Genomic DNA, 11631 nt, shown 5'->3' with positions numbered 1-11631 from the left:
CTTTTATATTGTCACCCATTTTTCTCCGATCATAGCTCTCTAAAGCTTAGTGCATTTCGTGACGGAAAAGATGTTTGGCTTTGAGGGAAACAAATGCCTTCTCTACTCTAGGGAAACGCTGCATAAATCCCGCCACATCTGCCTGGCAGCCATCGGTGGGGTAAAATGTTTCCTCCCTGCCACCCCCCACCAAGGCCGCAACATGAAGGGGATGACACCCGATGCCTTCTTCAAGAAAGGACTCCCCAAAGCGACGGAGAAAGAACCAGGAAAATGGCAGAAAACACTGCTTAACTATAGAGAGCCCACGGGGCTTGTGTCAGGTGAATACTGTCACTGTACACTCTTCACCTACACAAAGAGTTCAAGCAAAATCGCTCTTCAGTAAGTAGTTCTCAAGTTGGGCCATTCCTTCCGGAACATTCAAATCACAACCCAACTCATTAAATGTAGAGCCCAGCGCATGCAGAGTACGAAACAAATTATGAGCACGGCACTGCTCACCCATTTGACCAATTCTAATAATAGGAGGCCCAAAGGATCCCGCAATTTCCACTCTATGCCTCTTGGCGATATGAGCACAAACGGTTTTCGCTTCTATATTTTGAGGAAGTTTCACTCCAACCACAGAGTTTAGCCTATATGCTTTAGGCACGTATAGCCTAAGACCAAGAGCTTCAATTCCTGACTGCAATGCTTGGCTACTAACTCGATGACGTTCAAAACGCAACTCAAGTGTTTCATGACATACTAAGCGCATAGCCTCGTGTAATGCTAACAATCCCGAGACCGGCGCAGTATAGTGGTAGGATGCATCATGCCAGAATTTAGTGGCTAACTTAGCATCTAAGGTCCAGTGTACCATCGGAGCTCTACGAGATTCAACTCGTCGCCATGCACACTCTGAGAAAGCGACTAATGATACACCAGGAATAGAGCTTAGCCCTTTTTGCCCCCCAGTTATCACCGCATCTACTCCCCATGCATCCATGGGTAGCTCCATGGTACTGAGTGTACATACTGCATCAACTATCACCAAACACCCTATCTGTCCAGCCAGCTTTGACACCTCACCTAAATCAGTATTATGAGTTGTATGAGAAGTTTCCCCCTGCACTATAGTCAAAATATCGGGATTAAAGATTTCTAGCTTTTTAGATATGACATCAGGATTTACCCCCTCCCCTTCAGGAACTGTAATTATTTCAACCACTCCTCCGACACGACGAGACATTTCCGCAAGTCTTTTACTAAAAAAACCATTACATACACACAATACTTTCGTGCCTGGCCATATAAGATTAGACACAGCCATTTCCATTGCTGCAGACCCAGGTCCAGCGACGCCCATCAGCCATGGAGAATCAGTTTGAAAAATGTATCGTCCCATCACCTTAATTTGCTCTATGACACGTGACATCGCATCACCAAGATGGTTGATGACAATACCATTTGCCGAAGAAACCGAATTTGGAATTGGTACAGGCCCAGCTCCCATCATGAGAAGGGGTTCATCTGGTAATATGTCACTAAGATGGTCTACTTTTGGTGCAATTCTCATGTGATTTTTCAACCATAAAGTATTAATATGCGGCTCACAATAACACTAAAATAATTTAGCCAGTGGTAAAGAAATTACCAGCCGAATACCTTAAACTAAACTCTCTTAGATATATAAACCAATCCAACCACAACTACACAAACTATAGCCGTAACCCAGTCCCATGACTCCCCCATCAAGACGATGGCGAAGACAAAAGTGATAAATGGCTGCAATAGCTGCAATTGACTAATGCGCTGTATTCCTCCTAATGCTAATGCTCTATTCCAAGAGAAAAATCCAAGAAGGGAATTGATGAATGCAAGGAATCCTAGCGCCATCATTCCGTTGACAGAGAGCGATATAAAAGCCTCATTGTCGTAAATATAAATACTAACAGGTAACAAAATTGGAAGACTGATAACCAGCGTCCAGCACATAACCTTCCATCCAGACATTTCAGAGGAAAGAGCCCCACCCTGGGCATACCCAAATCCAGCTAAAACAACAGCACCAAGAAGAGCGATATCTCCAAGATATACACCAGTTGCACCAGAGTATACTACTGAGTATAAAAAGACCACTAAAAACCCTAGCACCGCAACCACCCAGAATTTATAAGAGGGACGAGTACCAGTAATCAGAGTACCAAATATTGCAGTAGACAGCGGCAATGCTGCCAACATTACGCCTCCATGGCTAACCGGCACATACTGCATCCCTAGTGCAGTTAGTATAGGAAATCCATATACTATACCCAGAGATGTTAAGAACAGACGTTTTATCTGAGAAAAACTCGGGATTTTCGCCTTTGAAAATATGAGAATTAAAACCGCTGGGATTGCAGCTAAAACCGAACGAAATATACCTATCTCTATCGACCCAAGTTGTCCTACCAACGCTTTAGCTGCCGGCAGAGTCATTGCAAAAGCTGCAACAGAGATAAAACCTAACAGGTAAGCTTGGACGTCCTGGCTGTTATCTGGACTTATTTGTTGCGTATTAGATATGGACATTTCTTATGCCTTACAGTGGTTCAGCCAGCCATAGCTGGCTGAATAGATTGCAATGATCAAATTTGTTTATTAATCAAGTTCGCCTGACCCAAAGGAGATTTACTTAGAAAAAACACTAAACTGGTACGCTTTCCTTCAGTCACGGCGCGAACCCCATGGGGGACCTCACACTTATTAACCAGAACGTCCAAATAAGATGTCTTGGTAACGTATTCTTTCCCCTCGTAGTCTACGAAGAACTCTCCTCCTTCATAGTCTTTTCCAAACTGGACAACCACGGAATACTTATACTCAAAATTACTATACGTGTCTATATGCTTTCCAATGAAACAACCTTCATCCAAGATATTGGATTGACAACGGCGAATGAAATACTCGCCACCCATAATCCCAGAGAAAAATTCTTTACACTTACCAGATGATAAAATATCTACCACCGCCTTTCCTACTGGGTCATTCCTATACACAGGAACTTCACCCTTCTTATCCTCCATAAACCGTCCAACGGCAAGACGATTACTCTCCCCAACATCACCTATTTCTATTATTTCCTTAGGTATTTCGTCACACGAACGTTCTAAATAACCCAGCTCTTCATCATCCAGTATGTCTTTGGCTGACATCTCAAAAAATGCTTTTGAAGCTAGGCCAAATCTTGATTTTTCAATTAACTGCTGCATTTCCTCTCTCCTTGTACATTAACAACGTCAGCACCGTCAATGCTTAACCTGAATGGAGTAGTTAAACCTCGACAGAGATGATCCCTTATCATGTATAGCGTTGACATAAACCCCCACACCTCTAACATTGGGCCATAATCACTGGGTTTCAGCTCATATGAGGCCCTAACATCAGCAATATTTTTATAGCTTACTGATGGCATGCGATGATGAAAGTCATGGTTTGGCAGGTCCTGAGGGTATATATATAGCCTTACCGGAACATCCAGAATAAATATCTTAACAACCCATTCAAATTTTTTAAATATCCCTGTTTCAGGCACAGGTCTACCTTGAAACCTGCCCCAGGTTAAATTTCCATAAAGCTCCTTTCTAGTCTGATGATTTCCTTTTTGGTAAAACCAAAGGTGTTCTGTGATCAGTTGCAGCCACATAGAATGAGGAAACATGATCAATCTCGGCACTAAGAATAGCAAACAGAATTCCAACCATATGCCAAGAAAGCTCACAATAGCTATAATCAAGCCCCAGAAAGTAGCTCTATATACGACCTCTGTACGACTAGGATATATAAAATTATCTTTTATCAGCCCCCACCACTCTTCTACAAGATAGTCAGGCCTTAATGGAGTCAACCACACCTTAAGCCAATATTCACGCTCTGGCATTCCCAATCGAAAGCCTTGTTGAGCGATAAACTCTTGGTCCGGATCAGTCTCAGTGCATAGAACTCGCAAGTGGTGATGCTCCCTCACATGACTTACTCTATACCTATCCCAACAAACATACAGCAATGGTGTGGTAAGAAAGATCAACGAATACAACTTGGCCCTTCCTACATCTTTGACAACAGAGCCGTGTGTCATGTAATGAAATGTGGCTTGCAAGCTCCTAAGCCTATTAACTGAAATCACCCAGCTAATAGGAATGACCCACCAAAAGAGGGAGATATTTGTCAGGGCAGCAGCCCCTAGTAGAAAAGACAATGCCAATAAAGCCCATGTATATATCAAATGAAACACTAAAAAAACTTCACTAGATCTTGATTTTTTAATAGACAACTCACTATCATTTAGCTCAACCCCTTTTCCTGTCACCCAAGTCCATAGAAATTGAAAAGGGAGCCCCTTGTAAGCTTCCCTTACATTATATTGATATCCATAATTACAGTAGCGAGTATTGCCTATTTCACTCTTACCAAGACTCATCAGTACACCCGACTGAGATATACAACTGGAATTTTTTTGTATAGCCAATAGAATGGTTGCATCATGTTATGGTCAGCCCCGATCACAATTGGGTTTCCCCATCTTTCGGAGAACAACTTCCCCATGACTGAATATTCAGCTGCTTGCTGAAGCAAGATATCTAAGAGCTGATTTCTATCTTTTCCAACATGCCACTCCCTATATAATGGAATCCTAGAGTCCAATATTTCATGTATATTGACATCCCCAATTTCAATACTCCCATAGTCCCCCTCCTTCAATCTTCCCTTTGCTTCGTTTACTAGTCTCTCCCATGATTTTTCTCCACCCACTTCATCAGAGATCATAATAGATTCAGCATTCCCTCCTAAGGCTTTCAATATCCTGCTTTGGCTGGAAACAATTTTTGCTCTAAATGTTTCATGGGTTTCACTAACTCGCTGAAGGGTTGCAGAATCAAAGCCTTCGAAGTCACCTGCAGCTACAGCCACATTTGTTTTAATTCCGTGACGCACCAATACTTCCATTAGTTTTGGTAGCGCACGCACCACTCGCTGTGCGACTAATCCTATTCCATCTCCAAGTTCTTCAAATGTATATCGGTACTTCCCTTCCTTTTTCTCATACCCATAATCAGGGCAAACAGGAGAGACTAGCGTCACTTCTTTTCCATTCAGACCAGCCTGAATGGACTGTGTAAAGGCATCAATAAAATGCTTTGCACAATAGGAAACAGATAGATCCTTGAATACGAGCTCAATATCCGCCACCAAGCCTGTTGGAAGCTCACTTAACCGAGGGTAGCGAATTGCTAACGCTGGTGTTGTCTCAGTATTACCATTCATTGCAGAAATTAGTAGCTTCAGAAGAGATGGTTCGCGATGGTCTATATATGGTAAGTCAAGAATCACCATCGGCTTTTCATTTCTCATCATTACTTTCCAACCAAATTCCGGGAATTTTGTCTTTATGTAACGATAGAATGGAAGATATCTAGGGCTTCCCTCATCCATATCACTTGGCTCTTGATATGACCTATATATCTTAGAAAGCCTTATTATATCATTTTCGATATTCAACTTCTCAACTAAAACCTTTGAGGGAGATGTGCCAGAAACGACGTGAGGCAATATATTCTTGCTGATGATTTTAGGCGTCAGCTTCCCCCTGACACTAAACTGCTCCAGCTCTTCAAACATTGCAATCACCTAAAACTTAGGTTCTGTCCTGAGGGCATCAGTTCAATTCTGTTAACATTGACGTGTGTAGGCTGACTCAGTGTCCATAACACTGCATTGGCCACGTCATCTGGCGACAGAGGACACATGTTCTTGTATTGCGCCTCGGCTTTTTCATGATCACCATTGAACTGAACTAATGAAAACTCAGTTAGAGTTTTCCCAGGAGCAATGTTTGTCACCCTGATTTGACTGTCAATGAGCTCAGCTTGCATGCAACGCCCGAAATGATCAACAAATGCCTTCGACGCAGCATATACATGGCCATTACTATAGTGATAATGAGCTCCGATAGATGTAATATTTACGATTTGCCCATCTTTTTCCAGCTCATCAACCATAGCTTGAGTTAATAAGACGAGCCCCCTGACATTTATGTTTATCATTGTCTCGATCTGTTTCAGATCCAAGCTTGTCAGCTGACCATCCCCTTGGATAAGACCCGCATTATTTAGTAAAACATTAACTGGCCTAAACCCACTGGGTATTTGATCAAGAAATCTCCGTATACTTTCACTATCTTCTAGATCACACTCAATTCCAGAAAAAGACTCAGCACCCCATGCTTCTTTTAATTTATCTAAGCGATCAGCACGTCGACCTATCCCAATCACCCTGCAGCCTTTCTCAATAAGGAGTTCAGCACAGGCCTTCCCTATGCCAGAGGTAACTCCTGATATAACTGCCACTTTACCTTCTAAAAGACGATAAGAACTCACAAATCCTCCCTGATATCACCACACCCTTAACCCATCCTTTGACTAATATCCAACACCCAACCTCATTTACCACTAATGAAGTTTTGCATTAGAAGTCACGGCGAGTACATTTTGCGTTGGCTCCATGTACCGAGCTAGGTTGTATAAATATATTGTCCACAAAAACACCCCCTTATTCTTAAAGTGATGCAATACAATTAATCCTAAAATAGAGACAAAATATCAGTCAAGATTTTTATTGCACCCATAACAATTTGGTTCTTCGTCGCTGGGTGTGGAATTCGCCCTCTGAGCTGGGCCAGGATAGGACCTCCACGACGACAGGAGGCATATCATGGACGGCACCCAGCCGGTGCCTGTCAACATAGATGGCACATGAAATGGTTCTGGTTCTTTAAAATCCTGCTGCCTCCGGCACTGGGTCCCCCTCGGGATTCAGGTGTACAGAGCTTGGCTTGGATGACGCCTTCCGCCGGGTGCTGCGCAGCAAGCGGCAGTTCGATGCCGAGCGGCTGCTGCGGGTCATGGTGTTCAACCGCCTCTGCGATCCCGAATCCAAGCTCGGTGTGCTGCGCTGGCTGGAGGATGTGCTGGTGCCCGATGTCGACACGGCCTTGATCAGTCATCAGCATCTGCTGCGCACTATGGATACCCTGTCGGACTGCAGCGAAGCCCTCAATGACGTGCTGGCTCAGCAGCTCAAACCGCTGATCGATCAAGAGCTGTCGATCGTCTTTTACGACCTCACCACGATCCGAGCAGAAGGCAAGACGTCTCTCGAGGGTGATGTGCGCCATTACGGGCCTTCGAAGGAAGGCGGCATCGGCCGACAGTTCATGTTGGGCGTCGTCCAGACGGCGGAAGGATTACCCATTCATCACGAAGTCTTCGACGGTAACGTCGCGGAAACCCGGACGCTGCTTCCGACCATCGAGATCGTGACCCAGCGCTTCAACGTGCGCCGCGTGGTGCTGGTGGCCGACCGTGGTTTGTTGTCTCTGGACAACCTGGAAGCCCTGTCCGCTGTGCGCACCGAGGGTCGCCCCCTGGAATTCATCTTGGCCGTGCCGGGCCGCCGTTACGGCGAGTTTGACGACCTGCTGAAGGCCTTCCATGAGACGCACTGCCAGGACGCCGATAGCGAAGCCTACGGTGAGATGGCCTGGCAGGAGCATCGACTGATCGCGGCGCACCGGCCGGAAGTCGCCAAGGTGCAGACAGCCGCACGAGACCAGAAAATTGAGGCGATACAGGCCGATGCTCGTCAATGGTTCGAAAAGTTGGACAACCAGGATGTCGGGCTTCGCTATCGCGGCAGAAAGCTCTCCGATGCCGGCGTCACCGCCAGGTTCTACAAGGCGGTCACTGATGCTCACCTCGGTCATATTCTCAAGGTCGATCTGACTGCGGAGACGTTCAACTACGTACTCGATCAGCGGGCCCTTGATCGCGCCCGTATGATGGATGGCAAGCTGCTGTTGGTCACCAACATGACCGATCACGAGCCGCCGGAGATCGTCGAGCGCTACCGGTCGTTGGCTGATATCGAGCGCGGCTTCCGGGTGTTGAAGAGTGACATCGAGATCGCGCCGGTCTACCACCGACTACCGGATCGTATCCGTGCCCATGCGCTGATCTGCTTCCTCGCTCTGGTGCTTTACCGAGTGCTGCGGATGCGGCTGAAGGCCAGCGATCACCCGCTGTCGCCGGCGCGGTGCTGACCACCCGCCTGCTGCATGCCATGCAGCGCAACGGCGAGCGTCGCAGCATCGTCACCCTGTGCATCGGCGGCGGCCAGGGCATCGCCCTGGCACTGGAAATGCTCTAGGCCCCCGCCGGCCAAGTCACCCTCCGCCCTACTTCTGCTGCCGGGAACTTGATCAACCTCAAGCACCCGGCAGTTCCATCTAGGAAGCATATGCATAAACATATACCCTGATCGACATCCCCCCTAAGGTTGTCACGAGACCTCGCATGTCGGAACCCGAGCCCGCTAACACCGCCCTCCCCCGCCGCCTGCTGGCCATGGCCCGGGAGAACCCCGAGCAGGTCCGCTGGCTCGGCGCCGTGGTGGGGATCTTCCTGCTGATCTACTTCATGCCCGCCGGCACGGCGCGCTTCGACAACGCCGTGCTGGAGGGCATCCGGCTGACCCACTGGTACGCCCAGGAGCACGTGATCCTCTGCCTGCTCCCGGCCTTCGTGATCGCCGGCGCCATGGCCACCTACCTGAGCCAGGGCGCGGTGATGCGCTACCTGGGGCCCAGCGCCCCCAAGCCGGTGGCCTTCGGCATGGCCTCGGTCTCCGGGACCCTGCTGGCGGTCTGCTCCTGCACCGTGCTGCCGCTGTTCGGCGGCATCTACCGGCGCGGGGCGGGCCTGGGCCCGGCGGTGGCCTTCCTCTACTCGGGGCCGGCCATCAACATCATGGCCATCGTGGTCACCGCCAAGGTGCTGGGGTTCGAGTTGGGGCTGGCCCGGGCCGTCGGCGCCATCATCTTCGCCGTGGTGATCGGGGTGATCATGCACCTGATCTACCGCCGCGAGGAGCAGGCCCGGGCCAGGGCCAGCGCCCGGGGCTTCGAGGGGGAGCTCTCCCGCCCCCTGGGCCAGGTCGCCGCCTTCTTCGGCCTGATGGTGGGCATCCTGGTATTCGCCAACTGGGCCGTCGCCGACAGCCCGACCTGGATGGCCATTCGCGGCTGGAAGTGGCAGATCACCGCCGTGCTCGCCGGCCTCTTCGCCCTGCTGCTGATGCGCCGCTGGGGCTGGCCCCTGCGTCAGGTCGCGATCCTCGCCGGCGCTGTGGTGCTGGCCGCCCTGCTGGCGCCCGGCGTGCCGGAGCTCGCCTTCGCGGTGGGCATCATCGGCCTGATGCTGATCGCCACCCTGCGTGACGACGACCGGGAGTGGGCCGAGCAGAGCTGGGACTTCACCAAGCAGATCATGCCGCTGCTGCTGGTCGGGGTCTTCGTGGCCGGCTTGCTGCTGGGCCGCCCCGGCGAGGAGGGGCTGATCCCCTCGGAGTGGGTGGTGCTGGCGGTGGGCGACAACGGCTTCCGCTCCACCTTCCTCGCCTCGCTGCTGGGCGGCTTCATGTACTTCTCGACGCTGACCGAGGTGCCCATCGTCCAGGGGCTGATCGGCAACGGCATGGGCAAGGGCCCGGCGCTGGCGCTGCTGCTGGCGGGGCCCGCCCTGTCGCTGCCCAACATGCTGGTGATCCGCACCATCATGGGCACACAGAAGACCCTGGTCTACTGTGCCCTGGTGGTGGTCATGGCAACCTTCACCGGCTATCTCTACGGCCAGCTGTGGCCGTGATACCGACATCCCCCGAGGAGAACGCCATGAAACTGAGCATCTACGGCAAGGGCTGCAGGAAGTGCGACCAGCTCACCGCCAACGCCCAGGAAGCCGCCGAGGCCCTGGGCATGACGGTGGAGATCGAGAAGGTCACCGACATGAACGCCATCATCGATGCCGGCGTGATGAATACGCCGGCCCTCGCCATCGACGGCGAGCTGGTCACCGAGGGCAAGGTGGCCAGCGCCGAGGAGCTGGAGACGCTCCTCAAGGGGTGATCAGCAGAGCGCGGCACACCGCTCCGGACGGTTGCCCATGCCCGCCAGGCGCTGCTGCAGCAGGGCGAGCCGCCCGGCCTCGCCCTGCTCCGCGGCGGCGAGCACCGCCTCGACCCAGGCCGGCAGCCCCTCGCCCAGGCGATAGTAGACCCACTGCCCCTCGCGGCGATCGTTGAGCAGGCCGCAGGCGCGCAGCTGGGCCAGGTGGCGCGATACCTTGGGCTGCGACTCCTCCAGGGCGTGGGTCATCTCGCAGACGCAGAGCTCACCCTCCCGGCGGATCAGCAGGGTCACCAGCAGGCGGGTGTCGTCACCGAGGCACTTGAACAGGCGAGAAGGTGCAATCATCGAGGGCTCACCATATCGGGCAGGGGATGCCCGCTATGGTACCCCAGGCATTCCGCCGTCGCTCACCCCGCTGCCCTCGGCGCGCCGCTGCTGGCGGCGCTTGACCGCCACCCAGAGCTCCAGGCGGCCGCGAATGTCGCGCAGCGCCCGGGTATAGGCCGTTGGTCCCTCGTGCAGGCGCGGATCGGGGATATCCCAGTAGATCAGCTCGTCCGTCCTGCCCTGCCAGTCGCGACAGCGCTGCTGAGCCTTTTCGCAGAGGATCATCACGGAATCGAAGTGGCGGTCGGCATAGCGCTCGATGGGCTCGCTGGCCAGGCCCTCCGTCGGGATACCGAACTCACGCAGCGCCGCCAGGGTGTGCTCGTGGGGCGTATCGGGCTCCACCCCGGCGCTGAAGGCCTCGCAGAGATCCCCGGCCATGTGGTTGAGCAGCGCCTCCCCCATCAGCGAGCGCGCCGAGTTGGCGTTGCACAGAAACAGCACCTGAAGCTTCCTGCCCATCACGTTCTCCTCAACCGAAGCGTCCGGTGATGTAGTCATGGGTACGCTGGTCGCCGGGGTTGGTAAAGATCTTGTCGGTGCTGTCCACCTCCACCAGGTCGCCCATGTGGAAGAAGGCGGTACGATCTGCCACGCGGGCGGCCTGCTGCATGTTGTGGGTCACCATGATGATGGTATAGCTCTCGGAGAGCTCGTCGATCAGCTGCTCGATCTTCGCCGTGGCGATGGGGTCGAGGGCCGAACAGGGCTCATCCATCAGGATCACCTCTGGCTGGACGGCGATGGTCCGGGCAATGCAGAGGCGCTGCTGCTGACCGCCGGAGAGACCGGTGCCCGGCTGGTCGAGGCGATCCTTGACCTCGTCCCAGAGGCCCGCCTTGCGCAGGCTGCCTTCGACGATATCGTCCAGTTCGGCGCGGCGCCTCGCGAGGCCGTGGAGCCGCGGCCCGTAGGCGATGTTCTCGTAGATGGTCTTGGGGAAGGGGTTGGGCTTCTGGAAGACGATGCCCACCTGGGCCCGCAGCAGCACCACGTCCAGGCTGGGCGCATAGATGTCCTGCCCCTCCAGGGTCACGTCCCCCTCCACCCGGCAGCCGGGAATGGTGTCGTTCATGCGGTTGAGGCAGCGCAGGAAGGTGGACTTGCCGCAGCCCGAGGGGCCGATGAAGGCCACCACCTCGTTCTCGAAGATATCCACGTCGACGCCGTGGAGGGCCTCGTTATCGCCGTAGTAGACCTTGACGTCACGCGCCTGCATCTTGATGCGGTCGCTTGCCTTGCTGGTGCGGCTCTCG

Annotated in this window: 12 protein-coding genes and 1 pseudogene; 4 read left to right on the top strand and 9 right to left on the bottom strand. The window is 52.3% G+C overall.

The annotated features are described in order from the left end of the window. Nucleotides 1-364: 364 nt before the first annotated feature. From NHL60_RS07530 to NHL60_RS07505, 6 genes are all read right to left on the bottom strand, one after another. Entirely contained in the window at nt 365-1561 is a 1197-nt protein-coding gene (locus NHL60_RS07530) for an alanine--glyoxylate aminotransferase family protein (RefSeq protein WP_253450940.1), read from the bottom strand. A 95-nt stretch (nt 1562-1656) separates the two neighbouring features. Further along, nucleotides 1657-2556, bottom strand: a complete 900-nt coding sequence (locus tag NHL60_RS07525; RefSeq protein WP_253450937.1) for a DMT family transporter — start codon at nt 2554-2556, stop codon at nt 1657-1659. 56 nt (nt 2557-2612) lie between these two features. After that, the gene (locus tag NHL60_RS07520) at nt 2613-3236 is read right to left on the bottom strand and encodes a 2OG-Fe(II) oxygenase (protein ID WP_253450934.1); all 624 of its coding nucleotides are present in this window, start codon (nt 3234-3236) and stop codon (nt 2613-2615) included. Continuing rightward, entirely contained in the window at nt 3224-4444 is a 1221-nt protein-coding gene (locus NHL60_RS07515; protein ID WP_253450932.1) for a fatty acid desaturase, read from the bottom strand. Before NHL60_RS07515 ends, NHL60_RS07520 begins: the two co-directional genes overlap by 13 nt. Further along, complete coding sequence (locus tag NHL60_RS07510; protein WP_253450930.1) at nt 4444-5643, bottom strand: hypothetical protein; 1200 nt, start codon at nt 5641-5643, stop codon at nt 4444-4446. Before NHL60_RS07510 ends, NHL60_RS07515 begins: the two co-directional genes overlap by 1 nt. A 5-nt stretch (nt 5644-5648) precedes the next feature. After that, nucleotides 5649-6401, bottom strand: coding sequence for an SDR family NAD(P)-dependent oxidoreductase (locus NHL60_RS07505; RefSeq protein ID WP_253450927.1), 753 nt, complete (start codon nt 6399-6401; stop codon nt 5649-5651). Between the two features lie 500 nt (nt 6402-6901). Between NHL60_RS07505 and NHL60_RS07500 the strand changes: the two are divergent. From NHL60_RS07500 to NHL60_RS07485, 4 genes and pseudogenes are all read left to right on the top strand, one after another. Beyond that, nucleotides 6902-8092 (top strand): annotated as a pseudogene (locus NHL60_RS07500) (IS1634 family transposase); the annotation flags it as partial. A gap of 23 nt (nt 8093-8115) precedes the next feature. Further along, a complete protein-coding gene (locus tag NHL60_RS07495; RefSeq protein ID WP_253450924.1) occupies nt 8116-8229 on the top strand; it encodes a hypothetical protein in 114 nt (37 codons plus the stop codon). Nucleotides 8230-8375: 146 nt separating this feature from the next. After that, complete coding sequence (locus NHL60_RS07490) at nt 8376-9725, top strand: permease (protein WP_253450921.1); 1350 nt, start codon at nt 8376-8378, stop codon at nt 9723-9725. A gap of 26 nt (nt 9726-9751) precedes the next feature. Then, nucleotides 9752-9985, top strand: coding sequence for a thioredoxin family protein (locus NHL60_RS07485; protein WP_253450918.1), 234 nt, complete (start codon nt 9752-9754; stop codon nt 9983-9985). On the opposite strand, the gene NHL60_RS07480 is transcribed toward NHL60_RS07485, so the two are convergent. The 3 genes from NHL60_RS07480 to pstB are packed head-to-tail and all read right to left on the bottom strand — an operon-like array spanning nt 9986 to nt 11594. Next, entirely contained in the window at nt 9986-10333 is a 348-nt protein-coding gene (locus NHL60_RS07480) for a metalloregulator ArsR/SmtB family transcription factor (RefSeq protein ID WP_110069789.1), read from the bottom strand. A 33-nt stretch (nt 10334-10366) separates the two neighbouring features. Next, nucleotides 10367-10837 (bottom strand): arsenate reductase ArsC, encoded by a 471-nt coding sequence (locus NHL60_RS07475; protein ID WP_253450915.1) that lies wholly within the window; start codon nt 10835-10837, stop codon nt 10367-10369. 10 nt (nt 10838-10847) lie between these two features. Beyond that, nucleotides 10848-11594: a phosphate ABC transporter ATP-binding protein PstB gene (gene pstB / locus NHL60_RS07470; protein WP_253452067.1), complete on the bottom strand. Its 747-nt coding sequence runs from the start codon at nt 11592-11594 to the stop codon at nt 10848-10850. Between the last annotated feature and the right edge of the window lie 37 nt (nt 11595-11631).

It is taken from the genome of Halomonas sp. Y3 (genome assembly GCF_024137965.1).
Lineage (GTDB): Bacteria > Pseudomonadota > Gammaproteobacteria > Pseudomonadales > Halomonadaceae > Halomonas > Halomonas mongoliensis.
This window is presented reverse-complemented; position numbering and strand designations above follow the sequence as displayed.